At 59.6% G+C, this 24,976-nt stretch carries 18 protein-coding genes; 4 read left to right on the top strand and 14 right to left on the bottom strand.

Features of this window, described 5'->3' with window-relative positions:
- Nucleotides 1–242 precede the first annotated feature (242 nt).
- Nucleotides 243–749, top strand: coding sequence for an NUDIX domain-containing protein (locus tag G5179_RS19790; protein ID WP_421258968.1), 507 nt, complete (start codon nucleotides 243–245; stop codon nucleotides 747–749).
- A gap of 144 nt (nucleotides 750–893) precedes the next feature.
- Complete coding sequence (locus G5179_RS19785) at nucleotides 894–3,056, top strand: AsmA family protein (RefSeq protein ID WP_421258967.1); 2,163 nt, start codon at nucleotides 894–896, stop codon at nucleotides 3,054–3,056.
- A gap of 173 nt (nucleotides 3,057–3,229) precedes the next feature.
- On the opposite strand, the gene glnE is transcribed toward G5179_RS19785, so the two are convergent.
- From glnE to G5179_RS19740, 9 genes are all read right to left on the bottom strand, one after another.
- Nucleotides 3,230–6,103 carry a bifunctional [glutamate--ammonia ligase]-adenylyl-L-tyrosine phosphorylase/[glutamate--ammonia-ligase] adenylyltransferase gene (gene glnE / locus G5179_RS19780; RefSeq protein ID WP_421258966.1) on the bottom strand — a complete coding sequence of 958 codons (2,874 nt, stop codon included), beginning with the start codon at nucleotides 6,101–6,103 and terminating at the stop codon, nucleotides 3,230–3,232.
- 187 nt (nucleotides 6,104–6,290) lie between these two features.
- Nucleotides 6,291–7,634 carry an NCS2 family permease gene (locus G5179_RS19775; protein ID WP_005343409.1) on the bottom strand — a complete coding sequence of 448 codons (1,344 nt, stop codon included), beginning with the start codon at nucleotides 7,632–7,634 and terminating at the stop codon, nucleotides 6,291–6,293.
- 264 nt (nucleotides 7,635–7,898) lie between these two features.
- A complete protein-coding gene (locus G5179_RS19770; RefSeq protein WP_227341326.1) occupies nucleotides 7,899–8,228 on the bottom strand; it encodes a hypothetical protein in 330 nt (109 codons plus the stop codon).
- 162 nt (nucleotides 8,229–8,390) lie between these two features.
- Nucleotides 8,391–10,058 carry an energy-dependent translational throttle protein EttA gene (gene ettA / locus G5179_RS19765; RefSeq protein WP_421258965.1) on the bottom strand — a complete coding sequence of 556 codons (1,668 nt, stop codon included), beginning with the start codon at nucleotides 10,056–10,058 and terminating at the stop codon, nucleotides 8,391–8,393.
- Between the two features lie 189 nt (nucleotides 10,059–10,247).
- Entirely contained in the window at nucleotides 10,248–11,078 is an 831-nt protein-coding gene (locus G5179_RS19760; protein ID WP_216951989.1) for a 5'-methylthioadenosine nucleosidase, read from the bottom strand.
- Nucleotides 11,079–11,185: 107 nt separating this feature from the next.
- Nucleotides 11,186–12,043: a lytic transglycosylase domain-containing protein gene (locus G5179_RS19755; protein ID WP_421258964.1), complete on the bottom strand. Its 858-nt coding sequence runs from the start codon at nucleotides 12,041–12,043 to the stop codon at nucleotides 11,186–11,188.
- A 155-nt stretch (nucleotides 12,044–12,198) separates the two neighbouring features.
- Entirely contained in the window at nucleotides 12,199–12,387 is a 189-nt protein-coding gene (locus G5179_RS19750; RefSeq protein WP_160881516.1) for a hypothetical protein, read from the bottom strand.
- Nucleotides 12,388–12,591: 204 nt separating this feature from the next.
- Nucleotides 12,592–13,197 (bottom strand): DUF2076 domain-containing protein, encoded by a 606-nt coding sequence (locus tag G5179_RS19745; RefSeq protein WP_245094942.1) that lies wholly within the window; start codon nucleotides 13,195–13,197, stop codon nucleotides 12,592–12,594.
- A gap of 110 nt (nucleotides 13,198–13,307) precedes the next feature.
- Nucleotides 13,308–14,321, bottom strand: coding sequence for an NAD-dependent epimerase (locus tag G5179_RS19740; RefSeq protein ID WP_421258963.1), 1,014 nt, complete (start codon nucleotides 14,319–14,321; stop codon nucleotides 13,308–13,310).
- A 309-nt stretch (nucleotides 14,322–14,630) separates the two neighbouring features.
- Here G5179_RS19740 and G5179_RS19735 point away from each other — a divergent pair, with 309 nt between their 5' ends.
- Entirely contained in the window at nucleotides 14,631–15,242 is a 612-nt protein-coding gene (locus G5179_RS19735; protein ID WP_005349421.1) for a YitT family protein, read from the top strand.
- 101 nt (nucleotides 15,243–15,343) lie between these two features.
- Here G5179_RS19735 and G5179_RS19730 read toward each other — a convergent pair whose 3' ends face one another.
- The 5 genes from G5179_RS19730 to G5179_RS19710 form a co-directional block, all read right to left on the bottom strand.
- The gene (locus tag G5179_RS19730; RefSeq protein WP_139461195.1) at nucleotides 15,344–16,375 is read right to left on the bottom strand and encodes an ABC transporter ATP-binding protein; all 1,032 of its coding nucleotides are present in this window, start codon (nucleotides 16,373–16,375) and stop codon (nucleotides 15,344–15,346) included.
- Nucleotides 16,372–17,430 (bottom strand): ABC transporter ATP-binding protein, encoded by a 1,059-nt coding sequence (locus tag G5179_RS19725; protein ID WP_236340973.1) that lies wholly within the window; start codon nucleotides 17,428–17,430, stop codon nucleotides 16,372–16,374. Before G5179_RS19725 ends, G5179_RS19730 begins: the two co-directional genes overlap by 4 nt.
- Before the next feature lie 31 nt (nucleotides 17,431–17,461).
- Complete coding sequence (locus tag G5179_RS19720) at nucleotides 17,462–19,279, bottom strand: extracellular solute-binding protein (protein WP_337073557.1); 1,818 nt, start codon at nucleotides 19,277–19,279, stop codon at nucleotides 17,462–17,464.
- A gap of 149 nt (nucleotides 19,280–19,428) precedes the next feature.
- On the bottom strand, nucleotides 19,429–20,472 hold the full coding sequence (locus tag G5179_RS19715; RefSeq protein ID WP_005343430.1) for an ABC transporter permease: 1,044 nt from the start codon (nucleotides 20,470–20,472) through the stop codon (nucleotides 19,429–19,431).
- Nucleotides 20,473–20,578: 106 nt separating this feature from the next.
- Entirely contained in the window at nucleotides 20,579–21,604 is a 1,026-nt protein-coding gene (locus tag G5179_RS19710; RefSeq protein ID WP_421258962.1) for an ABC transporter permease subunit, read from the bottom strand.
- Between the two features lie 740 nt (nucleotides 21,605–22,344).
- On the opposite strand from G5179_RS19710, the gene G5179_RS19705 reads away from it, so the two are divergent.
- On the top strand, nucleotides 22,345–24,900 hold the full coding sequence (locus tag G5179_RS19705; protein ID WP_227341314.1) for a TonB-dependent receptor: 2,556 nt from the start codon (nucleotides 22,345–22,347) through the stop codon (nucleotides 24,898–24,900).
- Nucleotides 24,901–24,976: the final 76 nt, after the last annotated feature.

The following is a 24,976-nucleotide window of genomic DNA, read 5'->3' as shown; positions in this document are numbered from 1 at the left end:
ACGCGGTAGCGCCGATGGTAGTGTGGCATTCGCCATGCGAGAGTAGGACACTGCCAGGCACCCAATACAAGAAACCCTGCTCAATGAGCGGGGTTTTTTATTGCCTGAAAATCAGCAAATCGCCTGATAATTGTCCCGTTTTATTCCTCTCCCTTTGAATGCCTAGTCTTCCCCGTCGGTTTTACTCATAAAAAACGGTCACAACAGCGTAAAATGGTGCTTTATTTCGTCGGAGATAGCCCATGTTTTGTCCAAAATGCGGCGGTCAAACCCTGCAGAGCGTCAGCCCTAAAGAGTTTCGCTGTGGCTGCGGTTTTCATTTTTTCCAAAATGTGGCGACTGCGGTGATGGTGGCGCTTTGCTGGCAGGACGAGGTGCTGGTTGCGGTGCGTGCCCGTAATCCTGGCAAGGGGTTGCTGGATCTGCCGGGCGGATTTGTCGATCCCGGCGAGTCGCTGGAGGGGGCGCTGGTGCGGGAATTGCAGGAGGAGCTGGGGCTCAATGTCAGCGCCCAACCTTTTACCTATCTTGGCTCATTCCCCAATATCTATCCCTACGATGGCATCACCTATCACACCTGTGACACCTTTTTCGCCATCAAGCTGAGTGAAAAACCGGTCATCCAGCCGGCTGACGATGTGGCCGCCTGTCAGTGGCTGAAGATTAGCGATATCCTCTTGCCCCGCTTTGCTTTCGAGTCGACGCGCACCGCGATGGCGCGGCTGCAGCAATCCTCTTTGCAAGCCTGATCGCAAGCCTGATCCCTGCTGATGACGATGGGGATTGGCAGCGACCATCCCTGTCTCATCCTTGTCCGCTTTTGTCCCGCAGACGCCATTCGTCAGACGGTGAGTGGTATAGTCAGCAGTGGATCCGGATTCAAGGAGCATATCGTGAAGAAGATAGTTCTCATCTTGCTCGGCATCGCCGTAGCGGCCTTGCTGGCCATAGTGACGCTGATAAGCCTTATCGACCCCAATCAATTCAAGCCCCAACTGGCTGAACAGGTGCGCAAGAGCACAGGCCGGGAGCTGGTGATGGCGGGGGAGATTGACTGGCGTTTCTGGCCGAGTCTCGGCCTCTCGCTGGAGAAGGTCGCTCTGCGCAATCCGGCCGGTTTTGCCGAGCCGGATCTGGTTCGTTTCGAGCAGGGCGAGGCCTCGGTGGCCCTGTTGCCGCTGCTCTCCCATCGTCTGGAGATCGGCAAGGTGACCCTGAGTGGCGCCCATCTCTTTATCCAGACCAAGGCGGATGGCAGCTCCAATCTGAGCGGACTGCTCAAAGATGCCACTGCTGATGCAAGCGAACCGGTCGTTCCCGCAGCCCCAGCGCCAACCGCTGATAGCAAGCCCTGGCAGATCAGCTTGCAGGGTGTCGCGCTCTCCCAGGCCAGTGCGCTGGTACAGGATGATCGCAGCGGCACGTCGCTGCGACTGGATCGCCTCGATCTCGATATGGGGCAACTGGCCACCGGTCAGTGGGTACCCGTGACCCTGGCCGCCAAGGGGAGTGCCGACAAGCTCGCTTTCGACGTTAAAGGGCAGACCCAGATCAAGCTGGCGCAGGAGGTGATGGCGAGTGAGCTGAAAGATCTGAGCCTCAGCGGCAGCCTGAGTGACCCGTCCCTGCGACTCGACAGTTTCTCCATCAAGGGGGACCGACTGGCCCTTGGTGAGTGGAGCAACCTCACGTTGGCGCTGAAAGGGGCCAAGGTAGAGGGGCAGCAAGCTTCACTGGCTGGTTCGCTGGAAGGAACGCTCAAGGGACGGCTCGATAAAGAGATGAAGCTTGCCGAGCTCTCCGATGTGCTGCTGACCGCAGCGCTGGAAGGTGATGCGCTGCCGCGCCCGCAGATGAAGCTGAAACTGGCCGGGTTTGCCCGTGCCGAGCTCGACAAGGAGTTGATTACCCTGAGCAAGTTGGTGATGAGTGCCGATGAGGCGCTGCTGAGTGGTGATGGAACCGTGCAGCTTGGCGCTGTTCCCGCAATCAGCTTCGATCTCAAGGGGGAGAAGCTGGATCTCGACAAATGGCTCGCCAATTCGACACCGGCCACTCCAACACAAGCGAAAGAGGGCAAATCGGCGGCCGGTGCTTCAAATACCGCTGCAAGTGACAATAAAGCGGTAACCGGCAAGCGCGAAGCCCTCTCCGCGGTTGAACCGGATCTGGGCGCGCTCAAGGGGGTGGATCTGGATGGTCGGCTGCAACTCGGCAGCCTGCGCCTGAAAGGGCTGGCTCTCGGCGCAGTCGATCTGCAGGTGGCTCTGGCCAAGGGACTGCTGACGCTCAAACAGTTCAGCGCGACCGTTGCTGGCGGTCAGGTAAACGCGAACGGGGTACTCGACGCGCGCCAGCAACCCACGACCTACAAGGTGCACAAGCAGGTGGTCGGAGTGAACATTCGTCCCTTGCTGCAGACTCTGGCCCAGAGTGATCTGCTGGAGGGCAAGGGCGATCTCGATGTGCAGGTGCAGGGGCGCGGTCTCTCTGCATTGGCACTGCGCAACGGGATGCGGGGCAAGGTCACATTGAAACTGAGCGACGGAGCCCTGCACGGCATCAACCTAGCGGAAATGATCCGCGAGGCGCGGGCCACCCTCACCGGCAAGGGGGCCGAGCAGGTGAAGGAGGCGCGCAAGACCGACTTCAGCGCTCTGACCGCCAGCTTCCAGATTGCCGACGGCATCGCCCGCAGCAACGACATCCAGCTCTTTGCCCCGGCCTTGCGGGTCAAGGGGGAGGGGCAGACGGCGCTGGTGCCGGAGAGCCTCGACTTCCTGTTCCTCACCTCCATTGTCGAGAGCAGCAAGGGGCAGGGAGGAAAGGATGTGGACGAGCTGAAGGAGATCACCATTCCGGTGCGGATCGGTGGCCACTGGCAGGCCCCCAGCTATCAGCTCGACGTAAAGGCGCTGCTCAGCAACAACAAGTTGCTGGAGGATAAGGCCCGCAAGGAGGCCGAACGGGGCCTCAAGAAGCTGCTGGGTGACAAGGCCGACAATGAAGCCGTCAAAGGTGTGGCTGACCAGCTGCTCAAGGGATTGTTCAAATAGCCCCAGCCTTTCGTTTTATCCCCATGCAGAGCCCGCCCCGTGCGGGCTCTTTCTTATTGTGGAGACCGTTCTGTGAGTGTCGTATCGGACTAGGCATTGGCCTGGCAACTCTATAGGGAAGGGCCCGCCTGAATTGCTTCAGGCGGGCCCTTTTTCATTGCCGCTGGCGGGAATTACTCCCCCAGCAGGGTTTGCCAGACGCCGAGGACATGGCTGCGCTCACTCTGCAGCTGATCGTCGCTCACCTTGCGGGAGATCTCCGAGAGGTTGAGGCGATGGCCGAGGTTGCGGATCTCCAGATAGGCCTGTTTCAGCCCCTCTGCCTGCTCCAGGGTCAGCACCCCCGCCATGACGCACTCATCGAAGATGCGTACGTTATCGGACCAGCGGGTGAGGGCATCGGGCTCGCCGCAGGCGTGGGCCAGCACCAGATACTGGGCGATAAACTCGATATCCACCATGCCGCCGGGGGACTGCTTGAGGTCGAACTCGCCAGCCCCCGCTTTCAGCAGGTGATCCCGCATCTTGTGGCGCATCTCGCGCACCTCGCGGGCCAGGGTCGGCAGCTCCCGCTCCCTGGCAAGCACATCGCGGCGGATGCGGGCAAACTCGGCAACGATGGTGTCATCGCCATAGATGGGGCGGGCCCGCACCAGCGCCTGATGCTCCCAGGTCCACGCCTCGTTTTGCTGGTACTGCTCGTAGGCCGAGAGGGACGACACCAGCAGGCCGGAGTCACCGGAGGGGCGCAGCCGCATGTCGATCTCGTAGAGAATGCCGGACGGGGTGCGGGTGCTGAACAGGTGCAGGATCCGCTGGGCGAGACGCAGGTAGAACTGGCGGCTGTCGATGGGCTTGCGCCCGTCGGTGTAGCTGTTGGGGTCGCCACCGTGCAGGAACACCAGATCGAGATCCGAGCCGTAACCGAGCTCGATGCCGCCCAGCTTGCCATAGGCTACCACCGCAAAGCCGCGCTGGCCGCTCACCGCCACTTCGGGCGGTACCCCGTAGCGCTCGCTCATCTGGACCCATGCCTGATTGACCACCTCCTCGGTGATCGCCTCCGCCAGCCAGGTGAGGTGGTCGCTCACCTTCATCAGCGGCAGGGCGCCGGCGATGTCGGCCGCCACGATGCGCAGCAGCTGCACCTGCTTGAACTGGCGCAGCGCCTCCATCTGCTGCTCCACGTCCTCTTCGGGGATGCGCAGCAGGAACTGGCGCAGCTGGGGCTTGTACTGATCGAGCGGGGTGGGGTGGTAGAGGTGCTGAGGATCGAGCAGTTCGTCCAGCAAAATGGGGTAGCGGGCCAGCTGCTCGCTCACCAGATGGCTGGCGTCGCACAGCCGCACCAACTGGCGCAGGGCGCCCGGGTTTTCCGCCAGCAGTTGCAGATAGGCGCTGCGGGTGAAGATGCGGGTCAGCAACTCGCACACCCGCTCGAACAGGCGGGCGGGTTGCTCACTGGCGACCACCAGCCGCAGCAGCTCCGGCATCAGCCAGTCCAGCGCGATGCGCCCCTGCGGCCCCACCTGACGGCGTTTGTACTCCTCCTTGAAGCGTAGCAGAGCGGCGCAGAGCGGGGCGGGTTCGGCCACCCCCTGCGCGGTCAGCAGTTTTTCCAGCTCGGCGGCGTCGAGCTCGGTGCGCCACAGATCGAGCCAGAGCTGCTCCAGATGGGCGGGGGCCTCTTTCTCTTCCCCCACCACGGCGGCGAATTCCTGATGGACGGCGGCCATCTCCTCATCGAGATGAGCCATAAAGGCGCCCCAGTCAGCAAAGCCGAGGGCAGCGATCAGCCGCTGGCGATCCCGCTCTTCGGTGGGCAGGGTTTGGGTCTGCTGATCGCCGATCTCCTGCAATATGTTCTCGACCCGGCGCAGGAAGCGATAGGCCTCCAGCAAGCGATCGCAATGGGCAGATTCGAGGGCGCCACATTGGGCGATGGCGGCCAGCGCTTCGGGCAGGTGGCGCACCCGCAGCGCCGGTTCACGACCGCCGCGAATAAGCTGCAGCGCCTGGGCGATAAACTCCACTTCACGGATGCCGCCAGCCCCCAGCTTGATATTGCCCTCCAGCCCCTTGCGGCGCACCTCGGCGGCGATCATCGCCTTCATCTGGCGCAGACCGTCGATAACGCCGAAGTCGATATAGCGGCGAAACACAAAGGGGCGCAGCATTTCGGCGAGCTCTACTGCGTGCTCGCATTGGGGGCCCAGCACCCGCGCCTTGACCATGGCGTAGCGCTCCCAGTTGCGGCCGTGATGCTGGTAATAATCCTCCATGGCGGCAAAGGAGATGGCCAGTGGCCCCGCATCGCCAAAGGGGCGCAGCCGCATGTCGACCCGGAACACCTGACCATCCTGGGTGGGCTGGTGGAGGGCGTTGATGATGCGCTGGCCCAGCTTGATAAAGAACTGCTGGTTGGCGAGTTCGCGCCGCCCGCCAACCGTGTAGCCGTTTTCGGGGAAGGTGAAGATAAGGTCAATATCCGAGGAGAAGTTGAGCTCGCCACCGCCGAGCTTGCCCATGCCGAGGATCAGCAGCGGTTGCGGGTTGCCATTGCCATCCATCGGGGTGCCCAGCTCGCCGCACTGTTTGGCGTAGAGCCAGTCGCGGGCAGAGCAGATGAGGGCATCCGCCAGCTTGGTGAGGTGGATAAAGCTCTCTTCTACTGTCGCGTGGCCCAGCAGCTCGCGCCAGGCGATCACCAGCATGCGGCTGCGGCGGAACTGGCGCAGGATGCGCTTGAGCGCCTCTTCATCACTCACCTCGGCGAGCAGGGAGGTGAGGTCACTCTGGTAGGCGGGCCAGCGTTCGACCCGCTCCAGATCCCCGGAGGTGAGCAGCTCGGTCAGCAACTCCGGCTGTTTGAAGAGAGAGTCGGCGACAAAATCGGAGAGACCGAGCAGGGTCAGCAGGTTCTGGCGAACGGGCTCGGGCAGCGAGCCATAGTCGGGGGCCAGCTCGACCAGTCGCTGCCATTGGCGCTCGGCCTGTTCTTGCAGCAGGGGGGAGAAGGCGGAGAAAGAGGGAGAGTGCTGGGCCACGGTTGCCGTCCTTGTGGTTCACGACAGCGGGTTAACGACACGAGGTTAACAACGCTGCCGGTTCAAAATGGTGGCTGCCAATCTAGCACTGTCAGGCCCCCGCGTCACAGCGCAGGGGCGAGAAGCATGATCCGGCAAATAAAAATGGGCTCCCTGTCGGGAGCCCATCGGATTGCGCTGGTCATTATCAGTGGCTATCGACCCAGACGAACTTGAGCACGAACAGCAGGGCCACCACCAGCACGCAGGGGTTGATCTCGCGCCAGCGGCCGGTACCCGCCTTCATCACGCAGTAGGAGATAAAGCCGACGGCGATCCCCTCGGTGATGGAGAAGCTGAACGGCATCATGACGGCGGTCATAAAGGCCGGTACCGCTTCGGTCAAATCTTCCCACTTCACCCGGGTCAGCTCGGAGCACATCAGCACGCCCACATAGATAAGGGCGCCAGCGGCAGCATAGGCCGGCACCATGGCGGCGACCGGGGAGAAGAAGATAGCCAGCAGGAACAGCAGGCCGACCACGATGGCGGTCAGACCGGTACGGCCGCCGACGGCGACGCCGGAGCTGCTCTCGATAAAGGCGGTGACCGAGGAGGTGCCCATGAAGGCGCCGCCGACGGAGCTCACGCTATCCACCATCAGCGCCTGTTTCATGCGCGGGAAGTGGCCCTTGTCATCGGCCAGCTTGGCGCGGTTGGTGACGCCGATCAGGGTGCCGGAAGAGTCAAACAGGTTGACCAGCATAAAGGAGAAGATGATGCCGGCCAGGCTGATGTCGAGCGAACCCATCAGATCCAGCTGGCCGAACACTGGCTCGATGCTGGGGGGCATGGAGACGAAGCCCTTGAAGGTGACATCGCCAAACAGCCAGCCCAGGCCGGTAGTGACCACGATGGCGATCAGCACGGCGGAGTGGACGCCGCGAGCGGAGAAGATGCAGATCAGGAAGAAACCGAGTAGACCCAGCAGGCAGGGCAGGGAGGTGAGGTTGCCCACGGTCACCATGGTGGCCGGGCTCGCGACCACAATCCCGGCGTTGTGCAGGCCGAGCAGGGCGATCAGCAGACCGATACCGGCGGTGATGCCGACCCGCAGAGTAAGCGGGATGTTGCCGATCAGCCAGTAGCGCACCCGCAGCAGGGTGAGGATCAACAGACCCATGGCGCCCCAGAAGATGGTGCCCATGCCCACTTGCCAAGAGTAACCCATGCCCGCGACCACCACGAAGGCGAAGAAGGCATTGAGGCCCATGGCGGGGGCCAGCGCGATCGGCAGGTTGGCCAACAGGCCCATCAGGATGCTGCCGATACCGGCGATGAGGCAGGTGGTGACGAACACGGCCTGGGTGTCCATGCCCGCCGCAGAGAGGATCTGCGGGTTGACGAACACGATATAGACCATGGTCAGGAAGGTGGTGATACCGGCGATCACTTCGGTGCGGGCGGTCGTGCCATGGCCTTGCAGGGCAAACAGGCGCTCAAGCAATCCTTGCCCGGCGGCCTGATTGGCAGCTTGGTGTTGTTGATTCATGTTGGATTCCAATAGGTGACGTGAAATAAGCAGCAGGGGAACGGGCTATCCCATCCATGCGGGGTAAATTGCCCTGTTTCTGGCGGTTAAGTAACCAGACTCGTCCTGATACCGTGACAGCGCGCACATTTTTACACAGGCGGCGCCGTTTACAAACCCCGGATCTGCGAAGCGGATCAATGAATAGAGCAAAAATTCAAACGTTTGCTTTTTGAGCGTGAAAAAAGGTTCTCAGCAGAGAACCTTTTATCGAAAAGTGGGGACTTAAAGGGTCTTGAAGTAGCGCTCGACCAGCTGGGCCAGCACAGAATCGAGCCGGTCTTGAACCTCACCCAGTTCGCGGCCGAGGCGGCGCAGAAACAGGCTTGCCTGCTCTTCGGTCAGCTTGCGCCCCTCGATAAAGAACTCTTGCTCCGGCAGCTGCTTGTCATAGCGGGGGATCAGCACCCAGCTCACCAGCTCGGGCTCCACGGCGGCAAAAATCTTGGCAGCAGCGGCACAGAAGGTCTCTATATGTGTCTTGCCATCCGGCCCGAGACAACCCGGTTCAACCCGGATCTGGATGGTGAGTTTTTTTTCTATGGGGGTCGTCATCGTGCTACATCCATGCAAAGGCATCCGTCTAGGATTGTAAGTCAAAAGGCAAGAAAAAGGGGAGCCGAAGCTCCCCTCAACACGCAGTCAGCCCTATTTGGCGATGCGCTTGTCGTGATTGGTGCGGTGCGGCTGGATGGCCACTCGCCCTGCACTGCCAAGTTACTTGGTGATGCGCTTGTACTTGGCGCGATGGGGCTGGATGGCCTCGGCGCCGTAGGTCTTCTTCTTCCACTCTTCGTATTCGGTAAAGTTACCTTCGAAGAACTCGATCTTGCCCTCATCCTGATAGTCCAGGATGTGAGTGGCGATACGGTCGAGGAACCAGCGGTCGTGGGAGATGACCATGGCACAACCCGGGAACTCCAGCAGGGCGTTCTCGAGGGCGCGCAGGGTTTCGATATCCAGATCGTTGGTCGGTTCATCCAGCAGCAGCACGTTGCCGCCGGTCTGCAGCAGCTTGGCCAGGTGCAGACGACCGCGCTCACCACCGGAGAGTTCGCCAACCCGCTTCTGCTGGTCGGAACCCTTGAAGTTGAAGCGGCCGATATAGGCGCGGCTCGGGAACTCGTAGTTGCCGATGCGCAGGATATCCTGACCGTCAGCGACTTCCTCGAATACCGTCTTCTTGTCATCCATGCTGTCGCGGAACTGATCGACAGAGGCCAGCACCACTGTGTCACCCAGGGTGATGGCGCCGGAGTCCGGCTGCTCCTGGCCCGACATCATGCGGAACAGGGTCGACTTACCGGCACCGTTCGGGCCTATGATGCCGACGATGGCCCCCTTCGGAATGGCAAACGACAGATCGTCGATCAGCACCCGATCACCGTAGGATTTGCGCAGGTTGGCCACTTCCACCACCTTGTCGCCGAGGCGCGGTCCGGGCGGAATGAACAGCTCGTTGGTCTCGTTGCGCTTCTGGTAGTCGTTGGTGTTGAGCTCTTCGAAGCGAGCCATACGGGCCTTGGACTTGGCCTGACGCCCTTTCGGGTTTTGACGAACCCACTCCAGCTCTTTCTCGATGGACTTGCGACGGGCCGCTTCGGAACTTGCTTCCTGCGCCAGACGGGCGTCCTTCTGCTCCAGCCAGGAGGAGTAGTTGCCTTCCCACGGGATACCTTCGCCGCGGTCCAGCTCCAGGATCCAGCCCGCCACGTTGTCGAGGAAGTAACGGTCGTGGGTGATCGCCACAACAGTGCCTTCGTAGTCGTGCAGGAAGCGCTCCAGCCAGGCCACGGATTCCGCATCCAGGTGGTTGGTCGGTTCGTCCAGCAGCAGCATGTCCGGCTTTTCCAGCAGCAGACGGCAGAGCGCCACACGGCGGCGCTCACCACCGGAGAGGTGCTTGATCTTGGCATCCCAGGCCGGCAGGCGCAGGGCATCGGCCGCGCGCTCCAGCTGGTTCTCCATGTTGTGGCCGCCCTGGGCCTGGATGATGGCTTCCAGCTCGCCCTGTTCACGGGCCAGCTTGTCAAAGTCGGCATCCGGGTCGGCGTAGGCCGCATAGACCTCGTCTAGGCGGGCCATGGCGCGTTTCACCTCGCCAACGGCCTCTTCGACCGCTTCGCGTACGGTCTGCTCCGGCTCCAGCTTCGGCTCCTGCGGCAGGTAGCCGATCTTGATGCCGGGCTGCGGACGGGCTTCCCCTTCGATCTCGGTGTCGATGCCCGCCATGATGCGCAGCAGGGTGGATTTACCGGCGCCGTTCAGACCCAGCACGCCGATCTTGGCGCCCGGGAAGAAGCTCAAGGAGATGTTCTTGAGAATATGACGCTTGGGCGGCACTACCTTGCCGACCCGGTTCATGGTGTAAATAAATTGAGCCATTGGCTAATTCTCTTCCTTTTCAGCAGGTTAATGTCTTGGCATTAACAGACTGATGTCGTGGTGGGGCCTGGTCGACACAGGTCAACCCGGTTCCAAAAAACGTTCCGATTGTAAACCAATGGGCAAGGGGGGGCAAAGATGGGGGGGGGGGAAGATAGGCCGCCTGTCATGACGGCCTCTTATAGGGCCTTATGCCTTGTGGAAACTGTTGATCAGCGCGTTTGCGTAATCAATGACAAATTGCTGGCAGTGGATGGCAGTCTGCGGGTCAAACTCTTCACCGTGGAGATCGGTATTGGAGAGTACCCGGATGCCGACAAAGGGTACCTTGTAGGCCTCAGCCACTAGGGCGGCGGAGGAGGTTTCCATCTCTTCCGCGGCGGTCTGGTAGGTCTGATGCAGCCAGTTGATGCGCGCTACCTGTCGGTTCCACTCATCGGCGGTGCCAATGATGCCGCCTACTACTCGGCCGTGGCGATAGCGATCGGCCATACCGAGGGCGCGGCCAATCAGCTCGGGATCGCCAGCGAACGAGCTGTGCTCCACCAGCTTGCCGTTATCGCGCAGACGCATGGTGACCTCGAAGTTGTGCCATTTGCTCGGATCGACGCCTTGCTCGGCGGGCATCAGGTCACTGCGATAGGCTCCCATGTTGAAGCTCTTGGTGCCGATAACGATATCGCCCCGGTGCAGTGCCGGATCATGGCCTCCTGCCGTACCCTGATTGATGATGAGACGCGGCTTGAAACGCTCAATCGCCAACGTGGTGGCGGCAGCGGCATTGGCCAGACCCACCTCGGTGCGGGAGATGACCACCGGATAGTCCGAGATAGTACCCTGCCAGTATGTCCAGGCCCCCACAGTCAGCTCCGTCTTGTCTTTCAGTGCGGCAACGAGAGTTTCGACTTCGACGTCCATCGCCCCCTGGATCAGGATGGGGGCCGGGGTGGCCGCCATCACGCTGGAGGAGAGGAGGGCAAAGAGGGTGAGCAGGCGCGAACAGCGTTTGATGATATTCATGGGATACCTGTAGGGCTGGCGAGAAAGCGCCGGATCCTACCGAAAGGAAAACGGTTGCGCAATGTTGGTGCGTGTTTTGTCAGTAACGGACATGCTGATGAATGGCCTCAGGGCTGCTTGTGGCCAGCAAAGTAGAGCACCCGTTTTACATACTCCTGTGTTTCGTCATAGGGTGGGATCCCGCCATAGCGTTCCACCGCTTTTTCCCCGGCATTGTAGGCCGCCGAGATCAGCACCCAGTCGCCATCGAAGCGGCGATCCAGCCACTTGAGATAGGTGACGCCGCCCTTGATGTTCTGGGCCGGATCGAATGGACGGGTCACCCCGAACCGCAGTTGGGTCTCGGGGATCAGCTGCATCAGCCCTTGGGCATTCTTGGGTGAAACGGCGCGGCTGTTGAGGTTGGATTCGGCGATGGCAATCGCCAGCACCAGCCGGGCATCCACCTGATGGTGTTTGGCGGCGTGGCGCAGCATGGTGACCAGTTTTTGCTTGGCGGGGGGCTGGCGCGCAACCCAGGAGTCGACATTGAAGGGGGTGGAGGGGAGCTGCGCCAGATAGCCCCCCTGACCGCCACGGATCCCGATGCCACACCGCTCCCCCATAGGGGCATTGCCGATGCGGGCGTTGTAGTAACGGGCGGCCTGTTGGTTACCCAGGCGCATAGCCATGGCGAGATAACTGTTGGCCAGCCTGGCGCTGCGCACCGAGGCTGGGCCGGTGGCGAGCAGGCGGCCGATCCGGAAATAACCTTCGGGATTGCCGGTGCTGGCGGCGACACAGTAGAGGGCGATGGCTTTTTGCAGATTGCCGTGTTGCTGGGCCACTTGACCCTGCTTGATCGCCATTAGCGCCTTGGGGGCCTGTCTGAAATCCCTGCCTTGTGCCATCGCCCGCGGCGTACCTGCCAGTAACAACGACAAAAAAAGCAGCAAAAACAGTCCGTTTTCGCTGATGTGCCTCATGGGTTATCTCCTGTTTGAGTACAGAAGATATAGAGGAACATGGCTGCTATCGCCATGAACCCAGTGGATCCTGTTGTTATAGCCGGTTGGTTTCAGAGAGCAAAACGGTATGGAACTAACGGCATCTCGACAGTTTCACACCATTTTTCATCCGGTTAAAAGTCGTGGTGATACTCCTGCTCATCCAGCACCGTGGGAGGAAGCGCGCGATAGAAGCTGCCAATTTCGCTGACAACCCAGAGCGAAAGCAGGGCCAGCAGGCTGAGCAGGGGAAGCAGAGAGTGGCTCTGGGTCAGGGCATAGGCCGCAATGGCGGCACCGGTCAAAAGCAGGGTTCGGATCATGAGGTGGCTCCTTGTCGTCATGGGGGGGTTGCGTGGCCACGGACAGAGCGCCTGGGGTCGGGAGTTGTTCCCGGGTGGCACGAAGCGCGCTGAGTATATCGCGTCATGCCGCTGCCGATCCGTGGTGTCATCACACTTTCCATAGTCATGGGTTTCGTATCGAGTTGGGCCCCGCCAGATGCGGGGCCAGTAATGGTTTGACGGTCAGAAGAAACCGCCGTTGTTATCGTCACTGTCGGCCCAGCCGCCACTCAGGTTATCGTCGTCGAGAAAACTGCTGCCAACATCGGGAGGTGAATCCCAGCCGTCCCAGCGTACCGGTTCCGCATCGACCGGATTGGCGATGGGCGCTGGCTCTATTATGTCGATGATCTCCTCGGGCCGGTTGCTGTGAAACAGTCCGCCGATCATGTCGGCCAGCATCACGCCACCGGCAACCCCGGCTGCGGTTTGCAGGGCGCCCCCTAAAAAGGAGCTGGCACGGGACGCGGGCTGGGCAGGCGCGGTTGCCGGTGGCGGCGTAAAGCGCGGGGGCGTGCTGCTCTCGCTACCAAACAGGCCGGAGAGAAAACTGCCGCCGCTCGAACTGTTCTGGCTGGCCTCCAGCTCCTTGACTCGATCGTTGAGGCGGGTAAGGGCTGCCTGCTGGATCAGCAGCGCCTGGGCCATGTAGTAGGGGGCATCGGGCTGCTCTGCCAGATGCTGGCGGATCAGCTGATCCGCTTGTGGGTCTCGTTTGCTATCCCTGGCTTGCGCTTGCTTGAGGCGGTCGAACAGTCCATCGATCAGACCCTGTTCCTGTGATTGCATCTCAAATCCTCGCTATGGTGCGCAGACAGTGCGTTCAGCCATCCTAAAACCCGCGGGGCATCAGTGGTATCTGATTAACTCATCAATGACCGAGAGGCTGCCCGTGCTCGTCAGCGGACGGGCCGGTAGTAGGTGAGATACCAGCGGACAAACTCGGCAACACCTTGCTTGAGGGGCGTGGCGGGGCGCAGGCCGGTGAGGGTGTGCCGCGGCTCGCTGTCGGCCCAGGTGGCGTGCATGTCGCCTGCCTGCATCGGCTGCATCCGCTTGATGGCGGGCTTGCCGATGGCCTCTTCCAGCGCCTCGATAAAATCGAGCAGCCGCACCGGCTGGCCGTTGCCGATATTGAGGATGCGGTAGGGGGCGGCGCTCTCGGCCGCGCTCTGCTCGCTGGCATGCCAATCGGGATTGGGGCGGGGCGGCTGGTCGGCCACGGTGAGGATCCCCGCGACGATGTCGTCTATGTAGGTGAAGTCGCGGCTGAGATCGCCGTTGTTATAGACGTCGATAGGCTCTCCCGCGAGGATGGCGCGGGTGAACTTGATGATGGCCATGTCGGGCCGACCCCAGGGGCCGTAGACGGTAAAGAAGCGCAGCCCTGTGGTGGGCAGGCCATAGAGCGCCGAATAGGCGTGGGCCATCAGCTCGCCACTCTTCTTGGTGGCGGCGTAGAGGGAGACCGGGTGATCCACCTGCTGCTCGGTGGAGTAGGGCATCTGATCCCCCATGCCATAGACCGAGCTGGAGGAGGCGTAGATGAGGTGCTGGATCCCGTGGTGACGACACCCCTCCAGCACCGTCAGCATGCCGGTGAGGTTACTGTCGGCATAGGCGAACGGATTGTCGATGGAGTAACGCACCCCCGCCTGCGCCCCCAGATGGATCACCCGCTCGAAACCATGATGGGCAAAGAGAGCCGCCATCGCCTCGCGATCCGCCAGATCCAGCCGCTCGAAGCGAAAATTGGGGAAACTGGCCAGCTGGGCCAGCCGTGCCTCTTTCAGGCTCACCTCGTAGTAGTCGTTGAGGTTGTCGATCCCCACCACCCGATGACCTGCGGCGCACAGCTGGCTGGCCACATGAAAACCGATAAAACCGGCGACGCCGGTGACCAGATAGGTCATGGTTGGGGTCCTGTGCAGATCATGGGGCTCCTGACAGTGATGAGAAAAGGGGGTTGCGCGCTTTGTTGCAGAGCCGTCGCGTTTGCGCCATGGCAAACCGCCTCTGTCGGCGCGGCATGCTGCATCTTGGTGCAGCGGGTGTCAATGTCAGATGACAGGCACCAGAATGGGGCGTTCAGCCTGCCTGTTGTGATCCTTTTCACAAAAAATAGACTGGACCCCATAACGAAGCCCTGTGGACAGGGCTCGCAGCCTGCCCGCAACGGCAGGCGACAGACACTCTCTCTTTACTTCGCTTGGATACAGGTTATGGACAACACCTCGATTCGCACTGCCCATCCCATTTATGAGGATGTGCTGGCCCTGCTGACGGCGGCCGGCTTTGTTTCCCTCGGCATCTTTCTGTTTCATCAGGTTGGCCTGCTCACCGGCGGGACTGCCGGGCTGGCGCTGCTGCTGCAAAAGGTGACCGGTATCAGCTTCGGCCTGCTGTTTTTCGGCATCAACCTGCCCTTCTATGCGCTGGCATGGCTGCGAATGGGGCCACGTTTTACCTTCAACACCTTTGTCTCGGTGGCGGCGGTCTCCTACATGACCGATCACCTCAACGGGGTGTTGCAGATCGGCAAGATAGAGCCCCTCTATGCGGCGCTGATCGGCGGCACCCTGATCGGCATGGGTCTGCTTATCATGTTCCGTCACAAGTCGAGTCTGGGGGGCTTCAACATTCTGGCGCTCTTTATTCAGGATCGCTTTGGCATCCGGGCGGGCAAGCTGCAAATGGGGCTCGATTGCGCCATTGTTGTCGCCTCGTTTTTCGTGGTGCAGCCCTGGATCCTGGCGCTCTCTATCGTGGCGGCGGTTATCTGTAATCTGGTGTTGACACTCAACCACAAGCCCGGCCGTTACCAGATTGCCTGACAAGCTGCGGCAGTGGCTCGATATTGCAAGAGTGACCCGATAGCACGAGGCGGCCTGATGGCCGCCTCGTCTGTTTCTAGCCTGGCGTTTGTTCGCTGCGCCTAGCTCGCCTGTTCCAGCCTGCTGTCGCCGCTCATGGCGTTGCCGCTGATAGCGTGACCACCGACGGCGAGCGGGGTGTGGCAGGCCACTTGATGATGGGCCTCATCACACGCCTCAAGCTTGGGTGCCTTGCTTTTGCACAACTCGGTCGCATGGGGGCAGCGCTGGTGGAAGTGGCAGCCGCTTGGCGGCGAGATGGGGGAGGGCACATCGCCGGTCAGCAGAATGCGCTGACTGCGCCTGCGCGGGTCCGGTACCGGAATGGCAGAGATCAGCGCCTGGGTGTAAGGGTGGCGCGGCGCCAGATAGAGCGACTGGGCATCCGCCAGCTCGACGATCCGTCCCAGATACATCACCGCGATCCGATCCGAGATATGTTTGACCACCGACAGATCGTGGGCGATGAAGATGATGGAGAGGTTCATCTCCCGCTGCAGGCTGAGCAGCAGGTTGACGATCTGCGACTGCACCGAGACATCGAGGGCCGAGACTGCCTCGTCGCACACCAGCAGCTTGGGCTTGAGGGCGATGGCGCGGGCGATGCCGATCCGCTGGCGCTGACCGCCGGAAAACTCGTGGGGGTAGCGATCCACCGCACTGCCCGGCAGGCCCACTTTTGCCAGCAACTCCTGCACCCAGCCGCGGCGCTGCTCAGTGTTGCCTTTACCGTGGATGATAAAGGGCTCCTCCAAAATCTGGCCCACGGTGTGGCGGCTGTTGAGGGATTCTGCAGGGTCCTGAAACACCATCTGCATCTCCTGACGCAGGGAGCGCATCTCCTTCGGGCTGAGGGCGGTGATGTCGCGCCCCTCGAAGGTGATGGTGCCTGCGGTCGGCTCGAACAGCTTGAGCAGGCTGCGCCCGAGGGTGGACTTGCCGCAGCCCGACTCACCCACCAGCCCCAGCGTCTCCCCCTGCTTGAGATCGAAGCTGATGCCATCCACCGCATGAACCGTATATTGCTTGCGCAGGAAGCCGCCTCCCAGCCGGAAGTGCTGTTTCAGATCCCTGACCGATAACAGAGTGCTCATGGGGTCAACTCCTTCCAGTAGTGACAGGCGACATGGTGGCGCGGATTGAGTTGCTCCACCGCCGGAATGGCGCTGATGCAGAGATCGGTCGCATGGGGGCAGCGGTTGGAGAAGCGGCAGCCAGCGGGCATCTCGTGCAGGGCTGGCACCTGTCCCTTGATGGTCTTGAGCAGGCTCTTGGGCTCATCCTCGAGACGCGGGATCGAGCTCATCAGGCCGTGGGTATAGGGGTGACGGGGATGGTCAAACAGTTCGAACACATCGGCCTGCTCCACCGCCCGCCCGGCGTACATCACCACCACTTCGTCGCACAGCTCTGCAACCACCCCCAGATCGTGGGTGATAAAGATGATGGCCATCCCGGTCTGGGCCTGCAGCTCTTTCATCAGTTCGAGGATCTGGGCCTGAATGGTAACATCCAGCGCCGTGGTCGGCTCGTCGCAGATAAGCAAGTCTGGCTCGCAGGAGAGCGCCATGGCGATCATCACCCGCTGGCGCATACCGCCGGAGAGATTGTGGGGATAGACCGCAAAGCGTTGGGCTGGTTCCGGGATCCCCACCTTCTGCAGCATGGCGATGGCCGCGGCTTTACGCTGGGCCTTGTCATACTCGGGGCGATGGAGACGAAACACCTCCATCAGCTGCTCACCGACCGTCTGCACCGGGTTGAGGGCCGTCATCGGCTCCTGAAAGATCATCGAGATGCGGTTGCCGCGCACCTTGTACATCTGATCCGGCGCAAGCGACAGCAGCTCCTCCCCCTGAAAGCGGATAGAACCGGCTACCACCTGACCGTGGGGTTTGGGCAAGAGTCCCATGATGGCGAGCGAGGTAACGCTCTTGCCACAGCCGGACTCGCCGACGATCCCCAGCGTCTGACCCGGGGCCACCTTGAAGCTGACCCCGTCGAGCACCTTGATTTTGCCGTCATCGACGGCGAACTCCACCTCAAGATCGCGTACTTCGAGGATTGGGGCCTGGTGCTGGCCGTTATCAGCGGCGAACTCCCCCCCGTTATCCGGTACGTCAAGAATGGGGGCCTGAGTGTTGGGCATAACGGCTGCTCCCTTCGCAATGGCCTGAATATCAATGACGTGCATAGGTCTTGTCGAGCAGGTTGATGGGCGCCAGCGCCTCCCCTGCCTCCTTGGCGTTGCGGGTCTCTTCCTTCACCTTGGGATCGAGCCAGAGCAGACCACCACTACTGTGAGGATAACCATCCATCGGCCAGTAGAGCAGATCCGGCGTGTTCTTGGTGGCAGGTACGTCCGGCAGCATCACATAACGCCAGCTGCTGGCCCGCACATAGTTGAGCTGCACCCCGGGCACGAAGATGGCGAGATCATAGATGCGCTGCTGGATCTGGCGGGAGATCTCGGCCCGTTTGGCCATGTCGAATTCGACGTTGTAGGCGTCGATCAGTGCGTCCAGCTCCTTGTCAGCCACGTTGAACAGGTTGTTGGTCTGCGGTTTGTTGGCATTGGCGGAGTGGAACGACTCCCAATATTGTGGATAGAGACCGCCGCCGCCCCAGCCAAGCCAGGCCGCCTCGTGTTTCTTCTCCAGCATCACCTTGAAGCCGGTGGCGCCATCCACTAGGTTAAGCTCCAGATCGAGACCCGCTTTCTTGGCCTCCTCTTTCAACACGGTCAGGCGCTTGGAGTGCTCCTGACTGGTGTAGGTGAGTGCCAGCGTCAGCCGCTCCCCCTTCTCATTTTGCAGGATGCCGTCCGGCCCCGGCTTGTTGTAGCCGCCCTTGGCAAAGTACTCCCGCGCCTTGCCGATGTCATAAGCCCGCTCCGGCAGCGTCATGTCGGTGAACTCGCCAAAACCCGAGCCGAAGGTGGTGGCTCTGTCATAGTCGCCGCGCAGCACGGTCTCTATCATCTTGTCGATGTTGAAGGCGTGCTGGATGCCGAGGCGCACGTTTACGTCTGCCAGTTTGGGGTTGGCCACATTGAGGTGAACTCCCTGACCGCCCTGTTTGGTGTCGGTCATGGCCATCACCTTCTGCACGTACCCCTTCTTGTACTCCGGGGTGACCGCTTTTTCATGCCACCAGTTGGGCAGGATCATCTCGAAGGTATCGATCTCCCCTTTCAGGAAGTGGCGGAAGGCGATGTTGTGGTCGCGGATCACCTGCACCTTGATGGTGTCGATGTTGAATCTGTGCTGGTTATAGCGATCATCCTTTGCCCACCAATCCTTCTGCTTGCTGAAGGTGACCGACTTGCCCTTCTTGACGTCGCTGATCACGTAGGGACCTGTGGTGGGCACCACGGCCCAGTTGTACTGCTTCACCCAGTTGGGGGTCAGCTTGTAGTAGTGCTTGGGCTGGGGCCACAGCTCGGTGGTGTTGAGCAGATCCAGCTTGGCCTTGCGGCTGCCCGCTTTGACCATAATGGTGTGATCATCGATCTTCTCTACCGCTACCACTTCAGTGGTGTAGTAGTTGTTGAACCAGGGCCCCTTGATGTGTTTGGAGCGCATCATCTCGTAGCCGAAGGTGTAGTCGTCAGCATTGACCGGCTTGCCATCCGACCATTTGGCACGGGGATCCAGCTTGAAGTAGACGGTCTGGCTGTCTGGCGCTATGGCCCAGTGGGTTGCCAGTGAGGGGATGGGGTTGCCGGTATTGGGGTGGAAGCTGATGAGTCGCAACTGGTTATCGAGAATAAAGGAACGAAACGAACCGTTGGAGTCAGGCCCCACGGTACGAAACGTCAGCGGAAAGCTCTCCACAAACATATTGAGGCTGCCACCCGGCAGCGCCTTGGGGGAGGCGAACACAGGATCCGTGTCGTTGGTCTCCCATTTGAGATCCGCGGGCAGGCTGGCCGCCCAGACCCAGGATCCGTTTACCAGCACAAAGAGAGCACCTATCCATTTGATTTTATTTTTCATGTTTGACTTCCAGGTCTGGCCCCTGCACTGGGGGTCTTGATTGATAACGGGATTATCCCTTGCTCCCGGGACCGCCGATGGCGGCGGCCCGTCCTTCATTAATCACTGTTCGTTACCCGACGCCTGCCGATGCGCTGGTACCGTCTGGCTTATTGGTAACGGGTAAATTTGCGCGGATCGAACGCCTCGCGGATCGCCTCACCGATAAAGGAGACCATGATCAGCACCAGACTCACCGCTGCCACCACCGAGCTGACGATCCAGATGGCATCCAGATTGTTGATGCCTTGGGAGAGCAGCTCCCCCCAGCTCGGGGTCGGCGGTGCCAGCCCGAAGCCCAGATAGTCGAGGGCCGTCAGGGTGGAGATATTGCCCACCACGGCGAACGGCGCCAGGGTGACGATCATCATCAGGGTGTTGGGCAGGATGTGGTTGAAGATGATCCGCCCGGTGGTCGCCCCTTGTGCCCGCGCCGCCATCACATAGTCCCGTGCCCGCTCCTTGTAGGTGAGGGTGCGCATATACCAGGTGATCCCCATCCAGCCGAACAGCACGTTGATGGCGACAAACAGGCCGAAGTTGGGCTTGGCCAGCGACACCAGGATCATGATGACGTAGAGAAACGGCACCTGGGACCAGATCTCGATAAAGCGTTGCAGGATGAGATCAAAGCGGCCGCCGAGAAAGCCCATCAGACAGCCGATGGTGACCCCGATGGCATAACTGGCCGCCAGCGCTATAAAAGCAAAGCCGATGGCGATGCGAAAGCCGTAAACCAGCCGCGCCAGTACGTCGCGGCCGCTGGTGTCAGTGCCGAGGAAGTGGCGCTCAGCCGCGCTGGGGGCGTAGGGCGGGTAGGCATCCTCTTTGAAATCCTGCTCGTAGGGGTTCCAGGGTACCGGCGGCAGCAGCACCCAGTCGCCCTGGCCCTCTGCGGCAAACTTGGCCTTGAGCTGGCGGTAGTTGGTTTCGTACTCGTAATCGAGCCCGAACTGCTGACCGGGGATCACATCTCCATAGGTGGGAAAGTGCAGCTGGCCCTGATAGCTCACTATCAGCGCCCGGCTGTTGACCAGCAGCTCCGCCAGCAGGGAGAGCAGCACCAGGGTGGTGAAGATGATGAAGGAGTAGTAACCACGCTTGATCGACTTGAAGCGCTTGAGTTTTTTCAAGGTAACCGGATTGAGCTTCATGGTCAGTCTCCAAACCGCATGCGGGGATCAACAAGTACAACGCAGATATCGGAGACGATATGGCGTGATATCAGCATCGGCATGGCAATAGAGGTCTGGTTCATGGTCAATCTCCAAACCGCACGCGCGGATCAACCAGGGCCACGCAGATATCGGAGACGATATTGCCTATCAGCATCAGCATGGAGGTGATGGCCAGAATGCCCATGACGGTGGGGTAATCCCGTTCGACGATCGCCTCGTAACCGAGCAGGCCGATGCCGTCGATGTTGAAGATGGTCTCGATGAGGAAGGAACCGCCAAAGAAAACGGTGAGCACAGACCCCAGGTGGCTGGCGATGGGGATCAGGCTGTTGCGCATGGCGTGGTCGGTGACCGCCTTGCGAAACGGCAACCCCTTGGCCACGGCGGTGCGCACGTAATCCGCCGACAGGTTCTCCATCAGGCTGTTTTTCATGGTCATGGTGAGGATGGCGAAATCGCCGATGGCGTAGGCGATAAGCGGCAGCAGGGCGTGGGCAAAGACAGTGCTGATCTGATCCCAGCTGCTCTCCATGTACTCAAAGTCGTCCCCCGGAAAACCGCCCATTGGTAGCCATTCCAGATGGAAGGCGAAGACGGTGATGAGGAAGATCCCCACCACGTAGGCGGGCAGGGCATAGGCCATGTAGATAAGCATGGAGCTTAACGAGTCTAAGCGGCTGTTGTGCCTGAGCGCCTTCGCCACCCCCAGCGGGATGGAGACCGCATAGCTCAGCAGAAAGGTTGCCAGTCCGAAGAAGGCGGTGACGGGGAGCCGCTCCTTGATGAGATCCCACACCGGCTCGTAGTAGCGGGTCGATTCGCCCAGATCCAGCACCGCCAGCTTCTGCAGCCACTCCCAGTAGGCGACCAGCATCGGCTTGTCGAGGCCATAGAAGGCCTTGAGCTCCTCGATCTGCTCATCTGAGAGGGCCTGCGCCCCCTTGCTGCCGCTGGAACGGCCGGATTCATTCTGGGAAACCTGGGCTTGCAGCAGCATGCGTTCGACCGGTCCGCCCGGCACGAAACGGGTGATGGTGAAGACGAGCAGGGTGATACCGAGAAACGTCGGAATGATCAAAAGCATCCGGCGTAGGAAATACGACAGCATGGTGGAACCTCGTCCTTGTTGTTCTTTTTTGCGGCCAGTCAAATCCGGTGACGGGCCTGTCCTTCCTGGCATTACGCGCTGGATTGGTTGCTAAACAGCACACGATCCGCTCGGCCACTGTAAAAGCTCTGCAACAAAAATCAAGTACAAGGAAATGGAAAACTGGGACAAATGACCCGCTGAGACCAAAAGCACCGAAAAATGACGTTTTTTATCTGAAAAGTGAAAATCAAAACAAAACGCTACTACTCAACATTATTTTAAAAAATATAAACAGCTGTTTGTTTGTATCTTTAATTTCATCATGTGATTGAATTTTAAGTTTTTTTATTCCTGCCGCCAAAGAAGGGAAAACGATATCATCTCGACAAATTTATCTATCTCCCCCATCGGAGTGGTCAGTCACAATAATAATTAAAATAGAGTTTTATACTTATTTTTGCCAATAAATTGAAATAAGATATAAAGAGACAGCACGTAAGCAAATAAGTTCATCAACTTTTAATTCAGCGTCTTTTACATGTTTTAACAACGATTTCACATTGTGCGGGGTGTTTTTGGTAGAATTATTCACTAATTATGCCGGTCAAAATTAATACACTCCGCTTATTCCACATCTCACCCTCCCGATCCCCCCACTCCATTGACGTCGCCAGTCAAAGATTGATAAGCCTTACGCATCGCTCCAAAGAGGGCGGTATCAGGAAGCAAACAATAAACAACCAGGAAGGATATAAGCGATGCTTAGGAAGAGCAGAATCTCTGCTGCGATTGCGTTCGCCTTGGCGAGCCTTGCGGCGGCCCCATCCGTATCTGCCGAAGAAGGGCAGAACGTCGAAAAACTGCAGAAAATCAAAGTCACTGGTTCCCGTATCTCTCGTGTTGATGTTGAGGGGGCGACTCCGGTTGTCTCTGTCAGCAAGGCCCAAATTGAACAGTCTGGCCAGCAGACTGTGGCTGATTATCTGAAACAGGCCTCCTACAACTCCTTTGGTGGTTTCTCTCCATCCTCCGGTAGCTCAGCCCAGTCACAAGCCACCGTAGGGCTGCGTGGCCTTGGTGAAGATCGCACACTGGTGCTGCTCAATGGCAAGCGTATCGCCGGTTCTCCCTCCATGGGGGGCACCGCCATCAACCTCAACACCATCCCCATGGCGGCCGTTGAGCGGGTGGAAGTGAACCTGGACGGTGGCTCTGCCCTGTATGGTTCTGATGCCATCGGTGGCGTTATCAACGTGATCCTCAAAGAGGGTTTTGAAGGTTTGTCATTCCAGGGGCGCGTCGGTTCACCGACCGAGGAAGGTGGTGACGAACAGAGTGGTTCCATCGTCAGCGGTATTTCGGGTGAGAAAGGTTCCCTGATGATGGTCTACGAGCATGATGTGAAAGACGAGATCTATTACAAGGATCGTGACTATCTGGCCAAGCAGGGGGCTGAGTCTCCTAGCCTCTATGGTCGCAATATCAAGGGAGTAGACGCGGCAACTGGCAAGACCGTAACCCGTACTCTGAATGGGGTCGACTGTGAAAGCACCGGCGCCGGTTTTGTCACCAAGGGTACGGCTTGCCGCTTCGACTTTGCCCAGGTCGCAGCCAAGACCGCCTCGCGTACTCGCGACACCGTCTATGTCAACGGCCGCTACCATATCAACGACAATGTGGATTTCGTGCCACAGATGATTGGTTCCCGGGTCACCAGTTTTGGTCGTTTCGCCCCTGCTGCTGGTGCCTTCACCGTGGATGGCTCCACCCCTGAAAGCGCTGCAGTCCTGTCTGCCAACAACTTCAGCACCGCCAAGGCTGCGACGGTTTACTACCGCTTCAACAACGTCGGTCCCCGTGACAACGAAGTGACCGACTTGACCGGTACCCTGAACCTGGGTTTTGAAGGGATGGTTCCGACCGAGGCGGTTGGCGATCTGGAGTGGAACGCCGGTTACATGTACTCCAAGACAGATAACCAGAGTATTGGTAATGGCTATGTATTGGAGCCGGCGGTTCAGACTCAGGTAAACAGTGGAAACTTCGTCAACGGCAGCTTCTCCGCTGATGCCACCAAGGATCTCTCTTATACCACCAGCCGCAACTCCAAGATGGATTTCTTCCAGTGGTATGGCGGTCTGGGTTGGGAGATGGGCGAACTGCCTGCTGGCCCGGTCAGCTGGTATCTGGGTGCCGAGTATAACGATTGGGTTTATTCCGACACCTACGACAGCCAGTCCGAAGCGGGTAACGTACTGGGTTCATCCGGCAACTCCGGTAGCGGTGTGCGCGATGTGTTTGCCACCTACATCGAGAGCCTGATCCCCATCACCGAGCAGATCGAGCTGAACCTGGCGGGTCGTTACGACAAGTACAGCGACTTTGGCAGCGCCTTCTCGCCCAAAGCGAGTCTGCGTTATCAGCCACTCGACCAGCTGATGTTCCGTACCTCCTGGTCCCAGTCTTTCCGCGCGCCGGGTCTGAATGATCTCTATGCGGCGGATGCCCAGTCAGCGGATTTTGCCAAGGACTATGTCTACTGCCAGGCCAATGGTATTGCAAACTGTTCCGAAGAGCAGTACGAGACAACGCGCCAATCCAACAAGAACCTGAAGGAAGAGACCGCCAATACCTTCACTATCGGGGCGGCCTACAATCCGCTGGACAATCTGAACCTGTCGCTCGATTACTACTACATCAAGATTGATGACGTAATCCAGCTGGCTACCACCCAGACCCAGTTCTATCAGGAGCTCAATACCGGCAGCAACCCGAACGTCATTCGTGACGCCAACGGCGATGTCGAGAAGGTCTATGCCGGCATGGTCAACCTGGGGCAACTCAAGACCAGTGGTATCGACTTCAAGGCGGACTACAAGTACGACTTCAACTCCTTCACCCTGCGATACGACTTTGGCAGCAGCTACATCCTGAAATATGAGGAAGGTCTGTTTGCTGGTGGCCCAATGGTTGACAAGAAGGGCTGGAATGGCAAACCCGATTTCCGTTTCAACTCCGGGATCGGTGCCAACTTCCCGCAGCTGTGGAATCTGGATACCTACCTGAGCACCAACTATATCGACTCCCAGAGCCAGGACTATGTGGATGACAAGGAAGAGGGCCATATTGCTTCCAACACCATCTGGAACCTGAACGTCGCGGTCGATACCAGCTGGAATGCCAAGATCCAGACCGGCGTGAAGAACATGTTCAACCGTGGACCTTCCCTGTCAAATGATGGTTACACCTACGATGAATACCTCTACAGCATTGACGGACGGGTCTACTACATCGACTACACCCAGAAGTTCTAATCAACCCCGTTGATATACAACCTCAGTCGGCCCGGTCGGGCCGGCTGTGCCCAACGTCCAAGGAAGTTACGGAGAT

This window comes from Aeromonas sp. 600886 (assembly GCF_049174935.1).
Lineage (GTDB): Bacteria > Pseudomonadota > Gammaproteobacteria > Enterobacterales > Aeromonadaceae > Aeromonas > Aeromonas veronii_A.
This window is presented reverse-complemented; position numbering and strand designations above follow the sequence as displayed.